Annotated in this window: 19 protein-coding genes and 1 pseudogene; 8 read left to right on the forward strand and 12 right to left on the reverse strand. The window is 72.8% G+C overall.

The annotated features are described in order from the left end of the window. Positions 1-165 precede the first annotated feature (165 nt). The gene (secG, locus tag F5972_RS17345) at positions 166-396 is read left to right on the forward strand and encodes a preprotein translocase subunit SecG (RefSeq protein ID WP_150934616.1); all 231 of its coding nucleotides are present in this window, start codon (positions 166-168) and stop codon (positions 394-396) included. Positions 397-468: 72 nt separating this feature from the next. Next, positions 469-816: an RNA polymerase-binding protein RbpA gene (locus tag F5972_RS17350; protein ID WP_111699330.1), complete on the forward strand. Its 348-nt coding sequence runs from the start codon at positions 469-471 to the stop codon at positions 814-816. A gap of 221 nt (positions 817-1,037) precedes the next feature. Here the strand turns inward: F5972_RS17350 and F5972_RS17355 are convergent, their stop codons facing one another. Continuing rightward, positions 1,038-1,505, reverse strand: coding sequence for a MarR family winged helix-turn-helix transcriptional regulator (locus F5972_RS17355; protein ID WP_150934617.1), 468 nt, complete (start codon positions 1,503-1,505; stop codon positions 1,038-1,040). 80 nt (positions 1,506-1,585) lie between these two features. On the opposite strand from F5972_RS17355, the gene F5972_RS17360 reads away from it, so the two are divergent. Then, complete coding sequence (locus F5972_RS17360; protein ID WP_150934618.1) at positions 1,586-2,737, forward strand: FAD-dependent oxidoreductase; 1,152 nt, start codon at positions 1,586-1,588, stop codon at positions 2,735-2,737. Between the two features lie 42 nt (positions 2,738-2,779). Here F5972_RS17360 and F5972_RS17365 read toward each other — a convergent pair whose 3' ends face one another. Then, positions 2,780-3,664: a LysR family transcriptional regulator gene (locus F5972_RS17365; protein WP_150934619.1), complete on the reverse strand. Its 885-nt coding sequence runs from the start codon at positions 3,662-3,664 to the stop codon at positions 2,780-2,782. A gap of 143 nt (positions 3,665-3,807) precedes the next feature. Here F5972_RS17365 and F5972_RS17370 point away from each other — a divergent pair, with 143 nt between their 5' ends. Continuing rightward, complete coding sequence (locus F5972_RS17370) at positions 3,808-4,749, forward strand: MBL fold metallo-hydrolase (RefSeq protein WP_150934620.1); 942 nt, start codon at positions 3,808-3,810, stop codon at positions 4,747-4,749. 22 nt (positions 4,750-4,771) lie between these two features. Here the strand turns inward: F5972_RS17370 and F5972_RS17375 are convergent, their stop codons facing one another. Together F5972_RS17375 and F5972_RS17380 are read right to left on the reverse strand one after the other, a co-directional pair. Then, the gene (locus tag F5972_RS17375; protein ID WP_150934621.1) at positions 4,772-6,376 is read right to left on the reverse strand and encodes an amidohydrolase; all 1,605 of its coding nucleotides are present in this window, start codon (positions 6,374-6,376) and stop codon (positions 4,772-4,774) included. A gap of 53 nt (positions 6,377-6,429) precedes the next feature. Then, positions 6,430-7,827, reverse strand: a complete 1,398-nt coding sequence (locus F5972_RS17380) for an NAD(P)/FAD-dependent oxidoreductase (RefSeq protein ID WP_150934622.1) — start codon at positions 7,825-7,827, stop codon at positions 6,430-6,432. A 195-nt stretch (positions 7,828-8,022) separates the two neighbouring features. On the opposite strand from F5972_RS17380, the gene F5972_RS17385 reads away from it, so the two are divergent. From F5972_RS17385 to F5972_RS17400, 3 genes are all read left to right on the forward strand, one after another. Next, on the forward strand, positions 8,023-9,087 hold the full coding sequence (locus F5972_RS17385; RefSeq protein WP_150934623.1) for a GNAT family N-acetyltransferase: 1,065 nt from the start codon (positions 8,023-8,025) through the stop codon (positions 9,085-9,087). Between the two features lie 399 nt (positions 9,088-9,486). Next, positions 9,487-10,974: an SMP-30/gluconolactonase/LRE family protein gene (locus F5972_RS38180; RefSeq protein ID WP_225311587.1), complete on the forward strand. Its 1,488-nt coding sequence runs from the start codon at positions 9,487-9,489 to the stop codon at positions 10,972-10,974. Between the two features lie 100 nt (positions 10,975-11,074). Then, on the forward strand, positions 11,075-11,977 hold the full coding sequence (locus tag F5972_RS17400; protein ID WP_150934624.1) for a hypothetical protein: 903 nt from the start codon (positions 11,075-11,077) through the stop codon (positions 11,975-11,977). A gap of 17 nt (positions 11,978-11,994) precedes the next feature. On the opposite strand, the gene F5972_RS17405 is transcribed toward F5972_RS17400, so the two are convergent. The 7 genes from F5972_RS17405 to tkt all read right to left on the reverse strand — a co-directional run bounded on the left by F5972_RS17405 (position 11,995) and on the right by tkt (position 21,826). Further along, the gene (locus F5972_RS17405) at positions 11,995-13,263 is read right to left on the reverse strand and encodes an ROK family transcriptional regulator (protein WP_150934625.1); all 1,269 of its coding nucleotides are present in this window, start codon (positions 13,261-13,263) and stop codon (positions 11,995-11,997) included. 207 nt (positions 13,264-13,470) lie between these two features. Further along, complete coding sequence (pgl, locus tag F5972_RS17410) at positions 13,471-14,250, reverse strand: 6-phosphogluconolactonase (RefSeq protein ID WP_150934626.1); 780 nt, start codon at positions 14,248-14,250, stop codon at positions 13,471-13,473. Beyond that, a complete protein-coding gene (locus tag F5972_RS17415; protein WP_150934627.1) occupies positions 14,247-15,194 on the reverse strand; it encodes a glucose-6-phosphate dehydrogenase assembly protein OpcA in 948 nt (315 codons plus the stop codon). The genes pgl and F5972_RS17415 overlap by 4 nt, the downstream gene beginning before the upstream one ends. Continuing rightward, on the reverse strand, positions 15,191-16,891 hold the full coding sequence (gene zwf, locus F5972_RS17420; RefSeq protein ID WP_225311588.1) for a glucose-6-phosphate dehydrogenase: 1,701 nt from the start codon (positions 16,889-16,891) through the stop codon (positions 15,191-15,193). The genes F5972_RS17415 and zwf overlap by 4 nt, the downstream gene beginning before the upstream one ends. Before the next feature lie 46 nt (positions 16,892-16,937). Next, positions 16,938-18,563 carry a glucose-6-phosphate isomerase gene (locus tag F5972_RS17425; RefSeq protein WP_150934628.1) on the reverse strand — a complete coding sequence of 542 codons (1,626 nt, stop codon included), beginning with the start codon at positions 18,561-18,563 and terminating at the stop codon, positions 16,938-16,940. A gap of 7 nt (positions 18,564-18,570) precedes the next feature. Next, positions 18,571-19,674: a transaldolase gene (tal, locus tag F5972_RS17430; protein WP_150934629.1), complete on the reverse strand. Its 1,104-nt coding sequence runs from the start codon at positions 19,672-19,674 to the stop codon at positions 18,571-18,573. A 10-nt stretch (positions 19,675-19,684) separates the two neighbouring features. Further along, entirely contained in the window at positions 19,685-21,826 is a 2,142-nt protein-coding gene (tkt, locus tag F5972_RS17435; RefSeq protein ID WP_150934630.1) for a transketolase, read from the reverse strand. Between the two features lie 198 nt (positions 21,827-22,024). Between tkt and F5972_RS17440 the strand changes: the two genes are divergently transcribed. Further along, positions 22,025-22,978 carry a heme o synthase gene (locus tag F5972_RS17440; RefSeq protein ID WP_150934631.1) on the forward strand — a complete coding sequence of 318 codons (954 nt, stop codon included), beginning with the start codon at positions 22,025-22,027 and terminating at the stop codon, positions 22,976-22,978. A 352-nt stretch (positions 22,979-23,330) separates the two neighbouring features. Here the strand turns inward: F5972_RS17440 and F5972_RS38185 are convergent. Further along, positions 23,331-23,549: pseudogene (locus F5972_RS38185) on the reverse strand (MMPL family transporter); the annotation flags it as partial. Positions 23,550-23,559 lie beyond the last annotated feature (10 nt).

Here is a 23,559-nt window from a genome sequence, read left to right on the forward strand (position 1 = left end):
GTTCGGGGGGTGCGACTTGACAACAAGTCGTACCCTCGAAGGACACAAATGAATCGTCACGCTGATGGCATCGTGCATCCGCAACGCTGACGGCATCGTGCACTCGCACGTTGATGACGCCGTGCACCGCGTCGTGCACGCCCGGATATTAGGAACAGGTCTACGGTGATAATCGGAATCTCCATCGCCCTCATCCTGGCGAGCTCCTTGATGGTGCTGCTCGTGCTGCTTCACAAGGGCAAGGGCGGCGGCCTGTCCGACCTGTTCGGCGGCGGCTTCTCGTCGTCCTTCGGCGGATCGTCGGTGGTCGAGCGCAACCTGGACCGCCTGACCGTCATCACGGGCACCGTCTGGTTCGTCTGCATCATCGCGCTGGGCCTGCTGCTCAAGCCGTAGACGGTCTCCGGCCACGCGTGACAGAGATTCACCTTCCCCCGTCCGCGGGGCGATCGAGCAAGGAGTTCATCGGTGGGTAGTGGCAACGCGATCCGTGGCAGCCGAGTCGGCGCCGGCCCCATGGGAGAGGCCGAACGCGGCGAGGCCGCCCCCCGTGTGCGGGTCCCGTTCTGGTGCGCCAACATGCACGAGACGCGCCCGAGCTTCGCCAGTGACGCGGCCGTCCCCGAGTTCTGGGACTGCCCGCGGTGCGGGCTTCCGGCCGGGCAGGACCAGTCGAACCCTCCGGCTCCGCCGCGCAACGAGCCGTACAAGACGCACCTCGCGTACGTGAAGGAGCGCCGCAGCGACAAGGACGGCGCGCAGATCCTCGCCGAGGCGCTGGAGCGGCTGCGCTCCTCCTCCCGCCCGATCTACTGACCGGCGAGGTCGCCCGGACGGCGTCCGCGGGGGTCATCGATCCGCGGACGACGAGGAAGTAGCCGGGTGCCCGGGGCCGCGAGAGCGGTCCCGGCAACCTGAGCAGGCCCGGAGCCTTCACGGCTCCGGGCTTTCGCGTTCCTGCCCACACCGCCGTTCCCGCCCACCGCAGTTCCGCCCACGCCGGTCCCGCACGCAGCCGGCCCTCGCGGGCGGGCCGTTCAGGCGTCCTGTCTGAGGTTGCGCAGCATCCGCTCCAGCAACGCCGTGAGCAGGCGCACCTCCTCCTCGGAGAGACCGGCGAGCAGCCGGGCGCTCGCCCTGCCGAACACGGGCGCGAGCCGCGGCACGAGCGCGCGGCCCTGCCCGGTCACCTCGACGACGACCGACCGGCGGTCGTCCGGGTGCCGGCGCCGCCGCACCAGGCCCTTCGCCTCCAGGCGGTCGAGCAGCCTCGTCATGCCCGCGGTGTCGGTGCCCAGCTCGGGCGCGAGCCGGTTGGGGCTGGTCTCCTGCCGCGCCGCGCTCAGCAGCAGCGCCGCCTGCTGGGCCGTCAGGTCGTACGGCGCCAGCATGCCGTCCACCACCGTGCGCAGTTCGCGCCCCACCTGGTTGAGCAGGGACCCGCCCCCGAGCACGAGCTGGATCGGGACGCCGTCGCCCCCGGGCACCCGTCGGTCGTTCGTCATCCCCGCATGATAACTGACGCGACTGTTGCTGTCGCGACAGCTATTGTCGTACGCTGGACCGGCCCACCGAAAGGACCCGCATGCAGGTACTGATCATCGGCGGCGGCATCGGCGGCCTGTCCCTCGCCCAGGGGCTCAGGAAGGCCGGCGTCGGGGTCGCCCTCTACGAACGCGACGGCTCGCCGTTCTTCCGCGGCCAGGGCTGGCGCATCTCCATAAAGGAGGACGGCAGCGCGGGCCTGCGCGCCTGCCTGCCGGACGACCTGTTCGACCTGTGCGTGGCGACGTCCCTGCGCCCGGCCACGCGGATGGCGTTCCTCGACCACCGCCTCGTCCCCAAGTTCGAAAAGCCCATCCCGCCCCTCCCGGGGGACCGGTTCTTCGGGGTGAACCGGCTCACGCTGCGGGAGATCCTCCTCGCCGGATTGGACGGAATCGTCCACTTCGGCGCGGAGTTCGTCCGGTACGACCATCTGCCGGACGGCCGCGTCCGCGCGCACTTCGCCGACGGGACCTCCGCCGTGGGCGACCTGCTCGTCGGCGCGGACGGGACCGGCTCCCGGGTGCGCCGCCAGTTGCTGCCCGAGGCGGTGGTCGACGACGCCGGCGTGTTCGTCTACGGCCGCACACCGATCACGCCCGGGATGCTGGAGCGGGTGCCCGCGATCCTCGTGGACACCTTCAACCGGCTTATCGATCCCGCCGGCCCGGCTCTTTCGGTCGCCACCTGCCGGGCCGGCGAAGCGCCACCGGGGTCTCCCGCCGTACGACTCACTCCGGTGCCGGCCTACTTCGCCTGGCAGGTGTCGTGCGACGGCGGCTGGGGGAGCGCGGCCGACCTCCGGCAGGCCGATGCCGCCACCCTGCACCGAGCGGCCCTGGAGGCGATCGCCGGCTTCCACCCGGCGGCCCGGGGGATCGTCGAGGGGGCCGACGTGTCCGCCACCTTCCCCGTCGCCCCGCGGACCGCCCGGCCCGTCGAGCCCTGGACCACCGGGAACGTCACTTTGCTCGGTGACGCGATCCACAGCATGTCTCCCGGGCGGGGGGAGGGCGCCAACGTCACGCTCCGCGACGCCGCTCTGCTCACCCGCACGCTGGCCGAGGCCGCCGCCCGGGACGTGCCGGTGCCCGCCGCCCTGGCGGAATACGAGCGGGAGATGCTCCGGTACGGCTTCGCGGCCGTCGCCGCCTCCCGCGACCAGCCGTTCATGCCCCGCCGATTCGGCTGAACCGGCGATGGCACACGGCCGCTCTCCCGGCCGTACGGCCCTTCACAGCGCTGGTTCCCCGTGCGCGGAGCGGTACACGGCCGCGGCGATGTGGCCGAACGAACGCACCAGCGGGTTGGCGTCGGCGCTGTTCCAGGCCAGGACGAGGCGGCTGGGCGGCATGTCGGCCAGCGGGACCGACGTGAGCCCTTCGGGCAGCGTGTGGGCCGCGGGCGCCAGCCCGACCGTGCCGCTCCACAGGACGGCCTGCAGGCACTCGTGGACGGTGCGCACCACCGGGCCGTCCCGGAGTTCGTCGCCGGGCGTGGAGGCGTTCCAGTAGGCGCGCCAGACAGGGTCGGTGTCCTCCGGCAGCCGGAACCACCGGCGACCGGCGAGATCGCTCAGCCGTACGGTCTCGCGGCGGGCGAGCGGGTCGTCGGCCCGCAGGACCACCCCCATGGGATCGGAGCGCAGCAGGCGGGTGGTGATCCCGGAGTCGTCGAACGGCGCCCTGGTGAGGGCGACGTCGACGAGGCCCGCCCGGAGGCCCGTGGTCGGGTCGGTGAAGTCGGCTTCGCGGACGCGGACCCGGACTCCGGGGTGACGCCGGCGGAAGGCCGCGGCGAGCCGTGCTCCGGCCTGTTCGGCGCTGTCCGCGAGTGTGCCGACGGTCAACGTGGCGGCGCCGGCCGCGGCGGCGACCCGGGCACGCGCCCGCTCCGCCTGCTCCAGCAGCGCACGTGCCTCGTCGTAGAGCGCGGCGCCGGCGGCGGTCGGCGTGACGCCCGCCGGTGACCGGTGCAGCAGGAGGACGCCGAGGTCGGTTTCCAACTGCCTCACGGCGCGGCTCAGCGGCGGCTGGGTCATGTGCAGCCGGGCGGCGGCCCGCCCGAAGTGCCGTTCCTCGGCGACGGCCACGAAATAGCGCAGCGAGCGTAGGTCCATCACCGGCGACGATACCGGCACGGTATCGGGCGTGCGCAACCGGTGTTGGACCCGCCGGAGCGGCCCGTACTGGACTGGTGCGGCCCGGTTGTCAGGCTCTCCGAGGAGTGAACGCCATGCCCGCATACTCGCCGTCCGAACCCATGCGATCCGAACGCCCGCTGCCCGAGCCCGTCGTGCGGATCGAGGAGGTGCGGGAGCTCGCCCGCGACCTGGTGGTGATCCCCAACCGGCGGGTCCAGCTGGTGCCCAACATCGGCGTGATCGGCGGCACGCACTCCGTGCTGGTCGTCGAGACCGGGATGGGCCCGCGGAACGCCGAGACCGTGCTCGGGTTCGCGGCCGAGTACGCGGCGGGCCGCAGACTGTATCTGACCACGACGCACTTCCACCCGGAGCACGCGTTCGGCGCGCAGGTGTTCGCCGGGGAGGCGACCTTCCTGGTCAACCGGGCCCAGGCCGACGACCTGGCCACGAAGGGCGCCGCCTACCTGGAGATGTTCAGGGGCCTCGGCGAACCGGTGGCCCGGCAGCTCGCGGGCGTCGAGATCGCCGTCCCGGACGTCGTCTACGACGACGCGTACGACCTCGACCTGGGCGGGCGGACGGTGCGGCTGCGGGCGACCGGCCGGGCGCACAGCAGGGGCGACCAGGTGGTCACGGTCCCCGACGCGGGGGTGATGTTCACCGGCGATCTCGTGGAGGCCGGGCAGTTCGCCATCTTTCCCTGGTTCCCGCCGCACGACACCGACGTGTCCGGCATCCGCTGGATCGCGGTGATGCGGCGGCTGGCCGACGCGTCGCCGCGGGTGGTCGTGCCCGGCCACGGCGACCTCGGCGGCCCGGAGTTGCTCGCCGACGTGCGCGACTACCTCGAACTGCTGCGCGACGAGACCTGGGCGCGCCGGGACTCCGCCGTGAGCGAGCAGACGATCGCCGAGGAGGTGCGGGCGCTCATGATCGAGCGGCACCCGGAGTGGGACGGCCGGGAGTGGATCGAGAAGGGCGTCGGCTGCCTGTGCGCCGAGCACTCCGCGTCCGAGCACTCCGCGTCCGAGCACTCCGCGTCCGAGCACCCCGCGTGACGCACGCGGGCCGCCCGTCCCGTCAGCCGTGCACCTGTTCGCCGTCGAGGAAGGTCATGACGACCCTGGCCGTCCAGATGTCCTTCGGGTCGAGGGTGAAGGGGTCGCGGTCGAGGACGACGAGGTCGGCCGGGCGGCCCGCCTCGATCACCCCGGCGGGGGAGCGGTTGATCCAGGCCGATCCCTCGGTGTAGGCGGTCATGACCGTCCGCAGGCCGAGGCTCTGCTCCGGCAGGAACGGCGTCTGCGCGGTGGGGTAGGTCGCGTGGACCGAGCTGCCCGGCTCGGTGCGGTTGACCGCCACGTGCATCGCCTCCAGCGGGTTGGCCGAGGAGACGGGCCAGTCGGAGCCCCCGGCGAGGCGGGCGCCGTGCCGTACGAGGTCGGCGAACGGGTACTGCCAGGACGCCCGCTCCTCGCCCAGGTAGGGGATGCACAGCTCGTCCATCTGCAGGTGGTGCGTCGCCCAGAGCGGCTGGAGGTTGGCCGTCACGCCGATCTCGGCGAACCGCGGCACGTCCTGCGGCGTGATGATCTGCACGTGCGCGATGTGGTGGCGGTTGGCGGGGTCGGTGCCGGTCAGCGCGTCGAGCGCCTCCCGTACGGCCCGCTCGCCGATGGCGTGGAAGTGCACCTGGAAGCCCTGGGCGTCCAGTTCCTTGACGTACCCGCCGAGCAGGGCGGGGTCGACGTACGACAGGCCGGTTCCGCCGCAGCGGCAGTAGGGCTCGATGACGGCGGCGGTGAAGTTCTCCGGGATGCCGTCCTGCATGATCTTCACGGAGGTCGCCCGGAACCGGTCCAGGCCCTCGGCCATGGCCCGCCGCTCGACCAGGCCGGGGATCTGCTCGGCCCCCCGGGCGCGGTCCCACCACAGGGCGCCGACCACCCGTGCCTTCAGCCGCCCGGAGGAGGCCGCGGACAGGTAGGCGGGCAGCTGGTCGTCCGACCCGGCGTACGAGCCGACGATGGCGTCCTGCCAGCCGGTGATGCCGAGGGAGAACAGGTGGGCCTGCGCGTCCATCAGGGCGGCGTCGACGTCGGCCGGGGTCGGGCGGGGGGTGAGCAGGCCGACGAGGTCCATCGCGCCCTCGTGCAGCACGCCGCTCGGCGTGCCGTCGGGGTCGCGCTCGATGCGGCCGTCGGCGGGGTCGGGAGTGTCCGCGGTGATCCCGGCGAGCTCCAGGGCCCGGGTGTTGACCCACGCCGCGTGGTGGTCGCGCTGGACGAAGTAGGCCGGCCGGTCGAGGAAGTCGAGCTGGGACCGGTGGGGAAGGCCGCCGGGGAAGGCGGCCATGTCCCAGCCGCCGCCGTCGATCCACTCCTTCTCCCGATTTTTCGCGGCATAGGCGCCTATCGCGGCTTTGTAGGCGTCGAGGCCGTACACCTCGGACAGGTCGCACTTGGCCCGCTCCAGCCCGGCCTGCACCGGGTGGATGTGGGCGTCGGTGAACCCCGGCGCCAGCAGGCCGCCGCCGAGGTCGACCGGCTCGGCGCCCGGGGCCAGCCGTACGAGGTCGGCCTCGGCGCCGACGGCGGCGATGACGCCGTCGCGCACGAGCACCGCCTCGGCGAAGCCACCGGTGGTGAAGGCGCGGCCGCCGCGGAAGAGGAGGGTGGAACTCACGGGTGTCGTGTCCTTCTTTCTGGTGACTGGTGCACAGCCGGGCGGGACGCCGGTCAGTGGCCGGTGATCCGGTCGGCGATCCGGGCCAGCACGGACGTCCTCGTCATGCCCGCGCTCTCGCGGGCGTCGGCGAGCCGGTAGAGACGGTACATCGAGTGGACGCCGAGCCAGCGCAGCGGCTCGGGCTCCCAGGCGCGCACCCGCCGGTCCACCCACGGCATCCGGGTGAGGCCGGTGTCGCGGCGCAGCACGAGGTCGCGCAGCGTGCGCCCGGCGAGGTTGGTGGTGGTCACGCCGTGGCCCGTGTAGCCGCCGGCCCAGCCGAGGCCGGTCGCCGGGTCCAGGTGGACCGCCGAGCACCAGTCGCGCGGCACGCCGAGCACGCCCGACCAGGCGTGCGCCACCCGCGAGCGGGCGACGGCGGGGAAGAACGCGACCAGCAGGTCCCACAGGGCGTCCACGGTCCAGGCGTGGGTGTGCCCGCGCTCGTCGATCCGCGATCCGTAGAGGTACGGCCTGCCCCGCCCGCCGAACGCGATGCGGTCGTCGGCGGTGCGCTGGGCGTACATGTAGTAGTGCGCCATGTCGCCGAGCAGTTCGCGGCCCCGCCAGCCGATCTCGTCCCAGACCTCCGGCGGCAGCGGCTCGGTGACGATCAGGGAACTGTTCATCGGCAGCCAGTCGCGGTGGTGGCCGTCGATGCCGGCGGTGAACCCCTCGGTGCAGCGCAGCACGTGGTCCGCCCGCACCGTGCCGTACGGCGTGACCGCCCGGCCGGGGGCGATCGAGGTCACCGGGGTTCCCTCGTAGACGTCCACGCCGAGGTTCCGTACGGCCGCGGCCAGCCCGCGGGCGAGCTTGGCCGGCTGGATCCGGGCGCAGTGGGGGGTCCAGGTCGCGGCGACCGCGCCCGCGACCCTGAGCCGGTCGTCCATCTCGTCGCCGGACAGCAGCCGGACGTCTTCGGGGCCCCAGCCCCACTCGCGCTGACCGGCCAGTTCCTCGCGCAGCCGCAGCGCCTGCGCCGTGCCCCGCGCGACGGTGAGCAGGCCGCCCTTGACGATGTCGGCGTCGATGCCCTCCTCGGCGGCGACCCGGATCACCTCGTCGATCGACTCGAACATCGCGCGTTGCAGCCGCCGGGCGCCGTCCGCGCCGTGCGTCTTCGCGTAGCGCTCGGGAGAGCCGGCCAGTGCTCCGGTCAGCCAGCCCCCGTTGCGTCCCGACGCCCCGAAGCCGGCGAACTCCTTCTCCAGCACGACGACCCGCAGCGAGGGATCTGCCTTCTTCAGGTAGTAGGCGGTCCACAGGCCGGTGTAGCCCGCGCCGACCACGGCCACGTCGGCCCGCGTGTCGCCGTCGAGGCGCTCGCCGGGCGCCGGGACCCCGGACGACCGGTACCAGAAGGACACCTCACCGTTGACGAAGCCAGGAGACAGGGGAGCGCTCATGCGACATATCCTGCTATATCCGTTCTATTGTCGCCATTAGGCGACGGATGTCGTGGTGGATCGGGCGGAGTCATGCGGATAACCATGGTCGTAACGTGCCGTACCGAACGGAAACGCTCGGCTCACCGCCGTGTAGCAAGCGTGTAACAGCGCTCCGGCAGGCTGAGGGTCAGCGCAACGGAGGGAGTGGCACCGATGGGGTTCTTCCGGATCCGGACCACCGTGGACGAGCGGCCGGGACGGCTGGCGTCGCTGGCGGCCGCCCTGGCCGACAAGGGCGGGAACATACTCGGCCTCTCGGTGCAGCCCGACACGGACGGCACGGTCGACGAGTTCGTCACGGAGATCCCGGCGTCCCCCGAGGCCGTGCGTGAGGCGCTGGAGGCGGCCGGTGGGCGGCGCGTGCGGATCGTCCCCGCCACCGCGCACGAGCTGACCGACGAGCCGACCCGTACGCTGCTGCTCGCCGCCCGGCTGCGGTCGGCGCCCTGGCGCCTGCCGGAGATCCTGGGCGAACTGCTGCGCGCCGACGACGCCCGCTGGGTGTACGGCGCGGCGGCGGCGCGCCCCGGCGACCGGAACGAGGGGGAGACGCCGGAGCTTCCCGATCCCACGCTGCTGGTGGTGCCCGTGGCGCCGCGCCGGTCGATCCGGCTGCGCCGTGCCGGGCTCCCGTTCACCCTGACGGAGGCGGCCCGCGCCGCCGCGATGGTGAGGCTGGCGCAGCCGCCGGCCGAGCCGTCCGCGGCCGAGGGGCCGGTGCGGCTCGCCGACGGCGCGGAGGTGCAGGTCAAGCCGTTGACCCCGTTGTACCGCGAGGCGCTGCGCGACCTGCACGAACGCTGCTCGCCCGAGACGCGCCGGTTCCGCTACTTCACCTCGAACCCCAACCTGCCGCCGCGCATGCTCGACCGGCTGTGCGACCGGGCCCGCGGGCAGTCGCTCGTCGCCGGTCACGACGGGCAGGTGGTGGCCCTCGCGAGCCTGCTGTTCACCGCGGACCCGGGCATCGCCGAGATCGCGCTGCTGGTGGAGGACCGCTGGCAGGGGCGGGGCCTCGGCGGCACGCTCGCCCGCATGCTCCTCACCCAGGCGCGGGACCTCGGCTTCGCCGAGGTGCGGGTCACCCTGCTGTTCGACAACATGCGCCTGCGCAGACTGCTGAGCTCCCTCGGCGCGTCGCTCACCCACACCGAGGACCCCGGTGTGATGGAGGGGCGGATCGCCGTGGGCGTGATGGCGGCGGCATCCCCGAGCTGACGCTTTCACGGGTGGTCCTCCTGGTCCGGTGTTGCTCAGGGCACCGGACCAGGACGGTCGCCGCCGTCGCCGGGCGTACGGCGGATCAGCCGCTTTCCGGCGTCGGCGCACGGCCCGGAGCGCTCGGCGCGGGCTGAACGTTTCAACGCCGTGGCCTGGGCTCCTTCGGGCCGGCGACGGGCTCGCCGGACGGGCCGGCGACCGCGTTCACCCAGGCTGAGGCGGCCGTCGGCGCGGCGCGTGACCGGCCGGCGCGACGCGGCCGACGACACCGCGTCTCACAGGGCGAACGCCGCACCGGTCGGCCGATCGCGACCGCCTGCTCAGTGACCTAATTTCGGGACGGCACTCTGACTCGCGGCGGCAACCGCCCGTCGTCGTTCCCGAAAGGACTTCCAGATGAGACGAAGTCTCGCCACCGCCGCGGCCACGGGGCTCGCCGCCGCGTTGGTCGCCGCCGGCGGAGTCGCGACGGTGACGATGCCGGCCGCGGCCGCCGCCGGATGCAAGGTGACCTACAAGATCACCAACCAGTGGGGCGGCGGCTTCCAGGGCGACGTGGCCATCACCAACCTGGGCGACCCGGTCAGCAGCTGGAAGCTGGAGTTCGACTTCCCCGACTCCGGGCAGAAGATCGCGTCCGGCTGGAACGCCACCTGGACGCAGTCCGGCACGCGTGTGAGCGCCACCAGCCTGTCCTACAACGGCTCCATCCCCACCAACGGCACGGCCAGTGGCATGGGATTCACGGCGACCATCACCGGCGCCAACCCGATACCCACCACCTTCTGGCTCAACGGCGCCATGTGCAGCGGGCCCGTGACCCTCAGCCCGACCCCCACGCCCTCGGTCACGCCCTCGGCCACGCCCACGGTCACGCCCTCGGCCACCCCCACGGTCTCGCCTTCACCGACCCCGACGCCGACGCCGACCGTCACCCCCACATCGGGCACGCCGCGCCCCGGCGTCGGACCGTGCACGCCGGGCGCGAGCTACCCCAACCCGCTGCCGTCGTCGTCGGTGACCGCCACCAAGATCCGGGACGGGTTCAACTTCCTGGAGGGCCCGGTCTGGGACTCCGCCACCCAGACCCTGCTGCTGTCGCTCATGCGCGACGGCACCGGGTCGGAGAACGTCCAGCCCTCGGACGTGCTGCGGTTCACCGAGCCGAACACCTTCCAGACCTTCATCTCCGGCTCCGGCAGCAACGGCCTCGCCCTCACCCGGGACGGCGGCACCCTGCTGGCCGCGACGCACGACCAGCGCAGTGTCTCCTCCTTCCACCTGCCCGACCGGACCCGCGGCGTGGTCGCCTCCAACTACCAGGGCCGCGCCTTCAACTCGCCCAACGACCTCACCGTGGGCCCGGACGGCACCGTCTACTTCACCGACCCGGACTTCCAGCGCGCCAACCGGGCCGACCAGATGTCCGGCCGCACCGGTGTGTACCGGGTCAAGAACAACGTCGTCTCGCTGATCGACGACACCATCCGGGAGCCGAACGGCGTCGCGCTCTCCCCTGACGGCAAGACGCTCTACGTCGGCGGCAACGGCACGGGCAAGATCTACAAGTGGCCCGTCAACTCCGACGGCAGCGTCGGCGCCCGTTCCGACTTCGCGTCCCTGAACGGTTCGGACGGCGTGACCATCGACTGCGCCGGCAACCTCTACCAGGCCTCCTTCAACGACGGCAAGATCCACGTGTACGCGCCGTCCGGCGTCCAGCTCGGCACCATCTCCGCCGGGCAGAACACCACCAACGTCGCCTTCGGCGGCCCCGACGGCCAGACGCTGTACATCACCTCGGGCACGCCCTCCCGCGGCGGGAACACCGGCAACTTCGGCCTCTACCGCGTCCGGCTGAACGTTCCCGGCTGGCCGTACTGACACTCCCGGTGAGAGGCGTCCGTCCCGCCGACCGGACGGACGCCTCGCACCGGAGGCCGGCACCTTTGAATGCAGGAGGGAACTGAGGTAGAGGTGGTCTGTGGACCTCGACGAGGCGGCGGACCGGCTCTACGGCATGGTGCCCGAGGAGTTCACCACGGCCCGGGACGCGCTGGCGAAGGAGACGAGGGCCGCCGGTGACGCCGCGCTGGCCAAGCAGATCAAGGGGCTGCGCAGGCCGGCCGTCGTCGCCTGGGCGGTCAACCAGGCCGCCCGGCGGGAGGGGCTGCTCGACCCGCTGCTCGACCTCGGACGGCGGCTGCGCGAGGCGTGGCGGACCCAGGACGCCGAGGCGCTCGCGGAGGCCGGCCGCGAACGCACCCGGCTCGTCGCCCGCGCCGTCCGGTCCGTACGGGAGAACGCCGAGGCGGCCGGGCGTCCGCTGGCTCCGGGGGCCGCCCTGGAGATCGAACAGACCCTCGACGCCGCCGTGGTGGACGAGGACGCGGCCGAGCAGGTGCGCCGGGGCAGGCTGACCCGCCCCCTCAGCTACAGCGGCTTCACCCCGGCCCCCGTCGTACGCCCCGCGCCCTCGGCCGGAGGGGAAGAGCCCGCCGCCGCCGCGAAGGCGCGCGGGAAGGCCGCGGGTGAGAGCCGGGACGCGGAACGGCGGCGCGCGAAGGCGGAACGCGAGCGACGGGTCGACGACCTCGGACGCGCGCTCGCCGAGGCCGAGGAGGCGGCGGCCGAGGCGGAGCGGAGCCGTGCCGGCTGGGCGGCCGAGCGCGCCGAGGCCGTACGCGAGCACGAGCGGCGCGTGGAGAAGGTGGAGACGCTGACGGCCAGACTCGCCAAGGCGAAGGACAAGCTGGACGCCGCCTCCCACCGGCTCGACGTCGCCCGGCGCGAGGAGACGGGCGCGGAACGCGCCGCCCGCTCGGCCCGCCTCCACGCCGACGAGGCACGTGAGGCCCTCGACGCCGCACGGTCCGCCGAGGACTGAGACGAGACGACCCGGGGTCATCGCATGTGGGCGAGCGCTTCCAGGGGGCCTGCCATGAGGGAGGAGAAGGCCAGTTCGGCGGCGCCGATCAGCGTCGCGTCGTCCCCGAGGGCCGAGACGCGCAGCCGCACCCGCTCCCGCGAGATGAGCAGCACGTTGGCCTCCACCCGGCGGCGGACGTGCTCGGCGGAGCCGGGGTAGACGTCCCTGAGCATGCCACCGAAGATCACCAGGCCGGGGTTGAAGAGGTTGATCAGGTTGGCCACCCCGATGCCCAGCCAGTCGCCGATCTTTCTCAGCGCCTCCGCGGCCGCCTCGTCGCCGCGCCCGGCCGCCGCCACCACGGCCCGCACCCCCTCGCGGCCGGTGAGCTCGCCGGACCGGCCGGCGGCGTCGATCAGGGCGTGCTCGCCGACCTCCGCCTCCAGGCAGCCGCGCGAGCCGCACATGCAGGGCCGCCCGTCGTACGGATTGATCACCATGTGCCCGAGCTCGCAGCCGTAGCCGCCGTCACCGCCGAGCAGCCTGCCGCCGACGATGATCCCGCCGCCCACCCCGACGTCGCCGTGCAGGTAGACGAGGTTGTCGAAGCCCACGCCGGCCCCGCGCTCGTGCTCGGCCAGCGCGCCCAGGTGGGCCTCGTTGCCCACCGAGACCGGCAGCCCGAGCCCGGCCGCGAGCTCGTCGCCGAACGCCTGGTCGACCCAGCCCATGTAGGGCCCGTACCGGACCGTCCCGTCGGCAGGCCGGATCATGCCGCAATAGGCCGCGCCGACACCGGCGCACACCGAGCCCGGGTCGGTCTCGCGGCGCAGTTCCCGGCCGAACTCCGCCAGCACGCCGACCACGTCGTCGAGGTCGGCGTCGGCCCGCCGCCGCCTGACCGCCTCCCTGCGGTCGAGGATGACCCCGCCGAGCCCCACCCTGGCGGCGACCAGCCGGTCCACCCGGACGTCGAAGGCCAGCACGTACACCCGGCCCGACTCGGGCCGCACCACCAGCGACGGCCGGCCCGCCCGGCGGGTGTCGGCGGGAAGCTCCTCGCGGACCAGGCCGGCGGCGGTGAGTTCGGCGGTCAACGCCATGATCGTGCTGCGGTTCAGCCCCATCCGGCCGGCGAGCGCGGAGCGGGAGACGGGGCCGTTCAGGTGGACGTGCCGCAGCAGGGCGCCGAGGTTGCTGCGGCGGATCTCCTCCTGGGTCCGGCCGCCCCTCGGTGTCGGCGGACCTTGCGAGCCATGTGGACCCGGCGAGCCGTGCGGACCCTGTGGGCTGGGAGCCGTCATCGCCGTGTGCCGCCGTCACGCAGGGCGGACGCGCCCGTCGCGCCGACCTCACCGAACCCTGCCACCCCGTGAGATTACCAATCGAGGTGGCGGTCAGGAACATCCCGCGAGGCGGCTCAGCGAGCCCCCGGCTTGTGGGTCGCCGCAAAAAGAAGCGGCCGGGCGGGGCGTGATGCCCGGCCCGGCCGTCCTTTCGCGGACCAGGATTCAGGGTGAGGCGATCCGGCCGAGGCCGGGCGGGATCTTGGCGGCGGCGGCGCGGTCGAGCAGGAACAGCGTGCGCTGCCGCCCGCGCGCCCCGGCCGCCGGTACCTGGAACGGCCCCGCGCCGGAAAGCGCGAGGTGGACGGCCTGCGCCTTGTCCTCGCCGGCCACCACGACCCAGGTCTCCCTGGCGGCCCTGAGCGCGGGGAACGTCAGCGACAACCGGGTCGGGGGAGGCTTGGGGGAGCCGTGCACGGCCACCACCGAGCGCTCCTCCTCGTACACCGCGGGCTTGTCCGGGAACAGCGAGGCGACGTGGCCGTCCGGTCCCATGCCCAGCAGCAGCACGTCGAACGACGGCACCGGCCCGTGGTCCTCCGGCCTGGCCGCCTTGGCGAGCTCCACCGCGTACGCGTCGGCCGCCTCCTCGGCGGTCATTCCCGAGTCGGGGCCGGGCATGACGTGCACCCGCTCCGGGTCCACGTCGACGTGGTCGAGCAGCGCCTCACGCGCGCCCGTCTCGTTGCGCTCCGGGTGGCCGGTCGGCAGGAACCGCTCGTCCCCCCACCAGATGTCGAGCGCCCGCCAGTCGATCGCGTCGTGCGCGGCCGTGGCCGCCAGCGCCGCGAGCGTCGCGATCCCGACGGTGCCACCGGTCAGCACCAGGTGCGCCGAGCCGCGGGCGGCCTGCGTGTCCACCAGCCTCGTGATGAGGCGGGCGGACACGGCCTGAGCCAGGACCGCGGCGTCGCGGTGGACGATGACCCCGGGGACGGCGGTCACGACCGCCCGCCCTTCTTCGCGTGACGATCCGCCTGCTCGTTCGTCCGGGCCAGACGGCGGATCGTGGCGGCGTAGATGTCGTCCGGGTCGAGCCGGCGCAGCTCCTCGGCGAGCAGCTCCGAGGTCGGGCGGCGGGCGAGGGCGACCCTGCGGTCCGGGTGGCCCGGCCGCGACAGCGTGGCCAGGCGGGCGTCGCCCCGGCTCACCGTCATCTCGCCGCCGCCCTCGATCAGCAGCCGCACCCCGGTCAGCCCGGGGCCGCCGGAGTCGGTGACCTCGATCGGCGCCTCCAGGCGGTCGCAGAGCCAGGCCGCCAGCAGCGGCGCGCTGGGGTTGCCCGGAGAGGCCTCCACGACGCCTCGCTCGATCTTCCCGACCGGCTGGTCGAAGGCGGCGGCCAGGAGGCTCCGCCACGGCGTCAGCCGGGTCCAGGCGAGGTCCGTGTCGCCCGGGACGTAGCTGGCGTCCCGGGAGGCGACGGCGGCCACGGCGTCCTGCGCCGACTTGGCGTCGGTGATCCGGCGGTTGGCCAGGTGCCCGATGGGGTCCTTCGCGGGAACCTCGGGGCAGCCGCCCGGCCACCACGCCACCACCGGCGTGTCGGTGAGGAGCAGCGGCATGATCACCGAGTCGCCGTGCTCGGTCAGCTCGCCGTACAGGCGCAGCAGCACGACCTCGCCCGGCGCCGACTCGCCGACCCGGATCTCGGCGTCCAGCCGGTTGGGCTCGGCCGAGTCGCGGTTGATCACGATCAGGATGCGCGAGGGGTGCTCGCGCGCCGCGTCGGTGGCCGCGCGCAGGGCGTCGTACTGCCCGGCCTCGTCGACCACCACGACGAGCGTCAGCACCATGCCGACGGCGGGCGCGCCCATCTGGTGCCGCAGCCGGGTCAGCGTCGAAGAGATCTTCGACGCGGTCGTCTCGGTCAGGTTGAACGTCGTCACAGCCGCCTCCAGGCGCGTCCGTCCCTGGCCAGCATCGCATCGGCCGAGGCGGGGCCCCAGGAGCCCGACTCGTACCCCTCCGGCCTGCCCTGGGAGGCCCAGAACTCCTCGATCGGGTCGAGGATGCTCCAGGACAGCTCCACCTCTCGCTGGTGCGGGAACAGCGGCGGGTCGCCGATGAGCACGTCGAGCAGCAGCCGCTCGTACGCCTCGGGGGACGACTCCATGAACGACTCGCCGTAGGCGAAGTCCATGTTGACGTCCCTGACCTCCATCGCCGTGCCGGGCACCTTCGAGCCGAAACGCACCGTGATGCCCTCGTCCGGCTGCACCCGGATGACCAGCGCGTTGTGACCGAGTATCTCGGTGTCGTCCTGGCTGAACGGCAGGTGCGGCGCCCGCTGGAAGACCACCGCCACCTCGGTCATCCGGCGGCTGAGCCGCTTGCCGGTGCGCAGGTAGAACGGCACCCCCGCCCACCGGCGGTTGGCCACCTCCAGCTTCACCGCGGCGTACGTCTCGGTGGTGGAGTCGGGCGAGATGCCCTGCTCCTCAAGGTAGCCGACGACGGGTTCGCCGCCCTGCCACCCGCCGTCGTACTGCCCGCGGGCCGTGCCGGTGGACAGGTCGGAGGGCAGCCTGACCGCCCGCAGCACCTTCTCCTTCTCCCGGCGGAGGGCGTCGGCGTCGAAGGACGTGGGGTCCTCCATCGCGACGAGCGCCAGGAGCTGCAGCAGGTGGTTCTGGATCACGTCGCGGGCCGCGCCGATGCCGTCGTAGTAGCCGGCCCGGCCGCCGATGCCGATGTCCTCGGCCATCGTGATCTGCACGTGGTCGACGTAGCCGCGGTTCCAGATCGGCTCGTACAGCGTGTTGGCGAACCGGAGCGCCAGGATGTTCTGGACGGTCTCCTTGCCGAGGTAGTGGTCGATCCGGAAGACCGAGCTCTCCGGGAACACCGCGCTGGTGATCTCGTTGAGCTCGCGGGCGCTCTTCAGGTCGTGCCCGAACGGCTTCTCGATGACCACCCGGCGCCAGGACCCGTCGGGGGCCTTGGCGAGGTCGGTCCGCTTGAGCTGCTCGACGACGACCGGGAAGAACTTCGGCGGCACCGACAGGTAGAAGGCGTAGTTGCCGCCCGTGCCCCGGGTCTCGTCGATCTCCTTGAGCATCATGGAGAGCACGTCGAAGGCGCCGTCGTCGCCGAACTCGCCGGGGCAGAAGTGGATGCCCTCACTGAGCTGCTTCCAGACCTCCTCGCGGAACGGCGTCCGCGCGTGCTCCTTGACCGCCTCGTACGTGACCTGCGCGAAGTCCTCGTGCGCCCAGTCGCGGCGGGCGAAGCCGACCAGGGAGAAGCCCGGGGGCAGCAGCCCCCGGTTTCCCAGGTCGTAGATCGCCGGCAGCAGCTTGCGCTTGGCGAGGTCTCCGGTGACGCCGAACAGCACCAGCACGCAGGGCCCGGCGACCCGCGGCAGCCGCCGGTCGCGCGGGTCGCGCAGAGGGTTGGCCTCGGTGGTCAGGTCGGTCGTGGCGGTGGTGGTGGCGGCCTGCGCGGCGGTCACCGCCGCGTGCTCCGCCACCGGCAGCGCCACGTCGTGGACCTGGTCGACAGCCTGGCTCTGCTGTCCGGCGGAGGCCGCCTCGGTCTGCGCCGCGCGGTCGTCCTCGGCCCGGGGCGCCTGCTGCTCCGTCATGTCTCCTCCCGGGGGACGGGCCCGTCGCCGGTAGCGCATCGCATGGTCAGAGCTCCTCGGCGACGGAGAGCAGGTGCCTGACTCCGGCGACGCGGTCGGTCAGGTGCAGGCGCACGGCCGGCCTGCCGCGGGAGGTCAGGGCCCCCAGGTCGCCCAGCGCCTGCGCGAGCTGGAGCCTGCCCAGCGTGTACGGCTTGCCCGGCACCTCGACGTCGTCCGTCACGGCCCCGGTGACCTGCAGGAACACGCCCTCCGACGGCCCGCCCTTGTGGTACTGGCCGGTCGAGTGCAGGAAGCGCGGTCCCCAGCCGAACGTGACGGCGTGGTCGGTCCGGTAGTCGAGCAGCGCCCGGAGGGTGGCGACGTCGGCGCCGGCCCACGTCTCGGTCATCTCCTCGAAGGACGCCTCGCCGACGACCGCCGCGTCGAACGCGGCCTCGCGGTCGAGGTAGGCCATGATCGCCAGGTAGCCACGCTCAGGGATCGAACGCAGCAGCCAGGTGAGGACGTCGGCGAGATTCTTCAGGTCGCCGGGGACGTCGCCGTACACCTCGACCGGACCGTCGGTGAGCATCGGCGTGCCGGTCGGCAGGGGGCCGTCTCCGGCCTCCTCCAGGAGCCGGGTCGTGTTCTCCTTCGACTCCGCGACGTTCGGCTGGTCGAACGGGTTGATCCCGAGCACCCGGCCCGCGACCGCCGTGGCGTACTCCCAGACCAGGAACTGCGCGCCGAGCGGCCCGTCGACGGTCGTGCCGCTGTCGGGGCCGATCGAGACGAGGAACTGGTCGTCGGCCTCGGCCGCCTCGGCGCCGACGACGGGCAGGACGCCCTTGCCCTCCTTGCCGGTCGACTCGGCGATGAGCTGCTCGATCCAGTCGGGCAGGCCGGTGATGTCGGACATCGCGTCCCGCAGGATCAGCTTGTCGCGCCCGCGCAGGGCCTGCGCGCCGAGAAGCGCGCCGAGGTCGAGGCCGGGGTTGCCCTCGTCCTGGGCGAGCAGCGGCGCGACGGCGGCGGCGTCGTCGAGCAGCTTCGTCACGTCGGCGCCCGCCAGGGCGCTCGGCACCAGGCCGAACGCGGTGAGCGCGCTGTAGCGGCCGCCGACGTTCGGGTCGGCGAGGACCACCGGATAGCCGGCCTCGTTGGCCGTCCGCTCCAGCGGCGAGCCCGGGTCGGTGACGACCACGATCCGCTCGGCCGGGTCGATGCCCGCGTCGCGGAACGCCTGCTCGTAGACGCGCCGGTGGCTGTCGGTCTCGACCGTGCCGCCGCTCTTGCTCGACACCACGACGATCGTGCGGTCGAGCCGGTCGGCGAGCGCCCGGCGCACCTGGTGCGGGTCGGTGGTGTCGAGGACCGTCAGGGGGACGTCCTCGGTGGCGCAGATCACCTCGGGGGCGAGGGAGGAGCCGCCCATCCCGGCGAGCACGACGTGGTCCAGGCCCGCGGCGCGGGCCCGCTCGACCAGCGTCGCGATCTGCGGCAGCAGCTCCCGGCTCGTGTTCGGCAGGCCGAGCCAGCCCAGCCGGATCGCGGCCTCGGGCTGCGCCTGCGGCCCCCAGAGGGCGGGGTCGCCCGCGGCGAGAGCCGCGGGCACCCCCTCGGCCACGAGCTTGTCCCTGACAGCGCCGACGGCGTCCGCCTCGTCGCCGAGGGTCACCTCGATAGTCATATGAAGATCAGGCCTTCCGCAGCTCGCCGTCGACGGTCTCCAGCAGCTCGCCCCAGGACGTCTCGAACTTCTCGACGCCCTCCTCCTCCAGCGCGCGGACGACGTCGTCGTAGTCGATGCCGGCCTGCTTGAGCGAGGCCATCACGTCCCACGCCTGCTGGTAGAAGGGGCGGATGGTGTCGCCGGAGATCCGGCCGTGGTCGGCCGAGGCGTCCAGCGTCTTCTCGGGCATCGTGTTCACCACTCCCGCGGTGACCAGTTGCTCGACGTACAGGGTGTCGGGGAAGTCGGGGTTCTTCACGCCCGTGGACGCCCACAGCGGACGCTGCGGGTGCGCGCCCGCCGCGCGCAGCGTCTGCCAGCGCGGGGAGTTCATGACCTCCTCGTACGCGGCGTACGCCAGGCGGGCGTTGGCCACCGCGGCCCGGCCCTTCAGCTCTGCGGCCTCCGGCGTGCCGATCTTGTCGAGGCGGGAGTCGATCTCGGTGTCCACGCGGCTGACGAAGAACGACGCGACCGACTCGATCGTGGCCAGGTCGAGGCCGTTGGCCTTCGCCTTCTCCAGCCCGCTCAGCCAGGCGTCGAGCACCTGGCGGTAGCGCTCCAGCGAGAAGATCAGCGTGACGTTGACGCTGATGCCCTCGGCGATGGCCTGGGTGATCGCCGGCAGGCCCTCGACCGTCGCGGGGATCTTGATGTGCACGTTCGGCCGGTCGACCATCCACCACAGCGCGCGGGCCTCGGCGATGGTCGCGTCGGTCCGGCGGGCCAGGCGCGGGTCCACCTCGATCGACACCCGCCCGTCGACGCCGCGGGTGGCGTCGAAGACCGGCCGCAGCACGTCGGCCGCCCAGCGGATGTCGAACGTGGTGATCGCGCGTACGGCCTCCTCGACCGTCACCCCGCGCGTGGCGAGGTCGCGCAGCTGCGCGTCGTACGCGTCGCCCTTGCTGAGCGCGGAGGCGAAGATCGTGGGGTTGGAGGTGACCCCGGTCACGTTCTTGTCGCGGATCAGGGCGGAGAGGTTGCCGGAGCGCAGCCGCTCCCGGCTGATGTCGTCGAGCCAGATGGAGACTCCGGCGTCGGACAGCCGCTTCAGGTTCTCATTCATCCTTCGTCCCTCAGTTTCCGGTCGTCTCGCCCTTGTCGGCGCCGGTCTTGGCCAGGCTGGCCTTGGCGGCGGCGACGACGCGGTCGGCGGTGAGGCCGAACTGCTCGTAGATCGTCTTGTACGGCGCGGAGGCGCCGAAGTGATCGAGACCGAGGACCTCGCCCGCGTCACCCACGAACTCGCGCCAGCCGAGCGGGATTCCCGCCTCGACGGCGACCCTGGCACGCACGGCGGGGGGCAGCACGGTCTGCTTGTAGGCCGGGTCCTGCGCCTGGAACCACTCCACGCACGGCATCGAGACGACGCGGGTGGGGATGCCCTGAGACTCCAGGATCGTGCGGGCCTCGACGGCGAGCTGGACCTCGCTGCCGGTGCCGATGAGCACCACGGCCGGCTGGCCGTTCGACGCGTCCTGCAGCACGTAGCCGCCCCTGGCGACGGCGTCGGCGTCGCCGGTGCCCTCCAGGGTCGGGACGTTCTGCCGGGTCAGGGCGAGGCCCGCCGGCCGGTCGTCGTGCTCCAGCACGGCCTTCCAGGCGGCCGCGGTCTCGTTGGCGTCCGCCGGGCGGACGACGTCGAGGCCGGGGATCGCGCGCAGCGCCCACAGGTGCTCGATCGGCTGGTGGGTCGGGCCGTCCTCGCCGAGGCCGATCGAGTCGTGCGTCCAGACGTAGGTCACCGGCAGCTTCATCAGTGCGGCGAGTCGCACCGAGGGGCGCATGTAGTCGCTGAACACGAGGAACGTGCCGCCGTACGGGCGGGTGCCGTTGTGCAGCGCGATGCCGTTGAGGATCGCGCCCATGCCGTGCTCGCGGATGCCGAAGTGGAGGGTCCGGCCGTACCTGCTGCCGGGGAACTCCTTGGTCTGGTACTCGTCCGGGATGAAGGACGGCTCGCCCTTCATCGTGGTGTTGTTGGACTCGGCCAGGTCGGCCGAGCCGCCCCACAGCTCCGGCAGCACCGGCGCGAGCGCGCTCAGCACCTCGCCGGACGCCTTGCGGGTGGCCACCTGCGAGCCGATCTCGAACGACGGCAGCGCCTTGTCCCAGCCCTCGGGCAGCTTGCGGCCGGAGATGCGGTCGAACAGCTCCGCCCGCTCCGGGTTGGCCGAACGCCAGGCCTGGTAGCCCTCGTCCCACTCGGCGCGCAGCGCGCGGCCGCGCTGGACGACCTCGCGGGCGTGGTCCAGCACCTCGCCGGGGACGTCGAAGCTCTTCTCCGGGTCCATGCCGAGGACGCGCTTGGTCGCGGCGACCTCGTCGGCGCCCAGGGCCGAGCCGTGGATCTTGCCGGTGTTCTGCTTGTTCGGCGCCGGCCAGCCGATGACCGTGCGGAGCTTGATGAACGTGGGCCGATCGGTCTCCGCGCGGGCCGCCTCCATCGCCGCGTACAGCGCCTGGACGTCCTCCTGGTACTCCCCGGTGGCGGTCCAGTCGACCTCCAGGACGTGCCAGCCGTACGCCTCGTAGCGCTTGGAGATGTCCTCGGAGAGGGCGATCTGGGTGTCGTCCTCGATGGAGATGTGGTTGGAGTCGAAGACGACGGCGAGGTTGCCGAGCTTCTGGTGGCCGGCGAGCGCGCTGACCTCGTGGCTGATGCCCTCCTCGAGGTCGCCCTCGGAGGCGAAGCACCAGATCATGTGGTCGAACGGCGAGGCGCCCTCGGCCGCGTCGGGATCGAACAGGCCGCGCTCGCGGCGGGCGGCCATGGCCATGCCGACCGCGTTGCCGATGCCCTGGCCGAGCGGGCCGGTCGTGGTCTCCACGCCGAGGGTGTGGCCGTACTCCGGGTGACCCGGGGTGAGGCTGCCCCACTGGCGCAGCGACTTCAGGTCGTCGAGGGTCAGGCCGTAGCCGGACAGGTAGAGCTGGATGTAAAGCGTCAGGCTCGAATGCCCACAGGAAAGGACGAACCTGTCGCGTCCCGCCCACTTGGGATCCGATGGGTCGTGCCGCAGGACCCGCTGGAAGAGAAGGTAGGCGGCGGGGGCGAGGCTCATCGCGGTGCCGGGGTGACCCGATCCCGCCTTCTCCACGGCATCCATCGCAAGTGCACGTACGACGTCGACCGACTGCCGGTCAAGGTCACTCCACTCAAGGCTTGCGCTGCTCAACTGCTCGATCCCCTCTGGTTTTCGCGCCGGTTCTGGCATTTCCCGCCCACACGGGACCCTAACGGGTCGGCAGTAATACCGTTTGGTAGGCACCTCCGGTACGCGCCCGCGACTTCGCCCCCGGTTCGGGGACCACCCACTCCGGCGACTACAGTGAATGCTCAAGTGCCGGCCGCTGCCCGGAGATCCGCCCTAATCAGAAGGTTACGCGTTGACCTCGCACGTGTTGGAAGCGCCTTGACGGTCCTGACGAACAAGCAGGCGGTGGCCCCCCTCGGGCCGACCGCGACGGCCACGGCTCCCCGCTCCGCCGGGGCGCTCGTGAAGGCCTACGTGGCGCTCACCAAGCCGCGGATCATCGAACTGCTGCTGATCACGACCCTGCCGGTCATGTTCCTGGCGGCGCGCGGGCTGCCCGACCTGTGGACGGCCACCGCGACGATGGTCTTCGGCACGCTCTCCGCGGGCAGCGCCAACGTGCTGAACTGCTACATCGACCGGGACATCGACCGCACGATGCGGCGGACCCGCAGGCGGCCGCTCGCCAAGCACGACGTCTCCCCGGCGGGCGCGCTCGTCTTCGGTGTGATTCTCGGCACGTTGTCCACCCTCGGCCTCGCCCTCACGGTGAACGCGCTGGCCGCCGCGCTGTCGCTGGGCGCGATCCTGTTCTACGTCTTCGTCTACTCGCTGGTGCTGAAGAGGCGTACGTCACAGAACATCGTGTGGGGCGGCATCGCCGGGTGCATGCCGGTGCTGATCGGCTGGGCCGGCATCACCGGCGGGCTGTCGTGGGCTCCGGTCGTGCTGTTCGGCGTGGTGTTCTTCTGGACGCCGCCGCACACCTGGACCCTCGCCATGCGCTACCGCGAGGACTACGCGGCGGCCGAGGTGCCGATGCTCCCCGTGGTGGCCACCGAGCGCCGGGTCGTGCGGCAGGTCGTCGCCTACACCTGGGCCACCGTGCTGTGCTCGCTGCTGCTGTGGCCGGTCGCCGGCACCTCCCTGTTCTACCCCGCCGTCGCGCTCGTGCTCGGCGTGGTCTGCCTGGTGGAGGTCCACCGCCTGCTGGGCCGGGTGAACGCCGGCAAGACCGGCGTCGACCTGCGGCCGATGCGGTTCTTCCACTGGTCGAACATCTATCTGGCGCTGCTGTTCCTCGCCGTCGCCATCGACTCGCTGCTCGTCTGAGCGCCGCCGGAACTACGTCACAGCGCTGATGCCGGCCGGCGCGTCCTTGCGTACGGTCGAGCCATGGACGGCCGTCCTCGGCGTCCTCGCCGCGCTGGGCTCCGCGTCCGCGCTGTCCGAGCGCGGCCTCCGGCTCGATGCGGCCGGGTACGCGCTGGTGGGCGTGGCGGCGGCCGGCCTCGTGGGGCGGTGCGGCCGGTCGCGGCCGGGGTGGCGGTGCGCGCCTACCGCCGCGTGCGGGCGCGCGCCGCCGAGGCCGGGCGCCTGGGCCACATCCAGGAGGAGCGGCTGCGTTCCGGACCTCCTCTCGGGCCCGGGCCATCAGGAAGATCGTGTAGTCCACGCCGAGCGCCACCAGGAACAGGAAGCCGAGCGTGAGCACGGTCTGGTCGGTGTGGGGGAACCCCAGGGCGTGGAACAGCAGCGCCGACACGCCCAGCGCGGCGCCCGACGACGGCAGGGCGCAGCCGAGCAGCAGCAGAGGGGCGACGACCGCGCGCAGCAGGACGGCGAGGACCAGCGTGACCACCGCCGAGACGAGCGGCACGATCACGGCCAGGTCCCGGTCCATCGCGGCGTGC

Origin of the sequence: Microbispora cellulosiformans (assembly GCF_008728085.1) — a bacterium.
Classification (GTDB): Bacteria; Actinomycetota; Actinomycetes; order Streptosporangiales; family Streptosporangiaceae; genus Microbispora; species Microbispora amethystogenes.

Bases quoted from the DNA above. Each gene is read 5' to 3' on its own strand.
- F5972_RS17355 (WP_150934617.1), bottom strand. From the start codon at position 1,505: ATGACGAACGACCGACGGGTGCCCGGGGGCGACGGCGTCCCGATCCAG.
- F5972_RS17360 (WP_150934618.1), top strand. From the start codon at position 1,586: ATGCAGGTACTGATCATCGGCGGCGGCATCGGCGGCCTGTCCCTCGCC.
- F5972_RS17365 (WP_150934619.1), bottom strand. From the start codon at position 3,664: ATGGACCTACGCTCGCTGCGCTATTTCGTGGCCGTCGCCGAGGAACGG.
- F5972_RS17370 (WP_150934620.1), top strand. From the start codon at position 3,808: ATGCGATCCGAACGCCCGCTGCCCGAGCCCGTCGTGCGGATCGAGGAG.
- F5972_RS17380 (WP_150934622.1), bottom strand. From the start codon at position 7,827: ATGAGCGCTCCCCTGTCTCCTGGCTTCGTCAACGGTGAGGTGTCCTTC.
- F5972_RS17385 (WP_150934623.1), top strand. From the start codon at position 8,023: ATGGGGTTCTTCCGGATCCGGACCACCGTGGACGAGCGGCCGGGACGG.
- F5972_RS38180 (WP_225311587.1), top strand. From the start codon at position 9,487: ATGAGACGAAGTCTCGCCACCGCCGCGGCCACGGGGCTCGCCGCCGCG.
- F5972_RS17405 (WP_150934625.1), bottom strand. From the start codon at position 13,263: ATGACGGCTCCCAGCCCACAGGGTCCGCACGGCTCGCCGGGTCCACAT.
- zwf (WP_225311588.1), bottom strand. From the start codon at position 16,891: ATGACGGAGCAGCAGGCGCCCCGGGCCGAGGACGACCGCGCGGCGCAG.
- F5972_RS17425 (WP_150934628.1), bottom strand. From the start codon at position 18,563: ATGACTATCGAGGTGACCCTCGGCGACGAGGCGGACGCCGTCGGCGCT.
- tal (WP_150934629.1), bottom strand. From the start codon at position 19,674: ATGAATGAGAACCTGAAGCGGCTGTCCGACGCCGGAGTCTCCATCTGG.
- tkt (WP_150934630.1), bottom strand. From the start codon at position 21,826: ATGCCAGAACCGGCGCGAAAACCAGAGGGGATCGAGCAGTTGAGCAGC.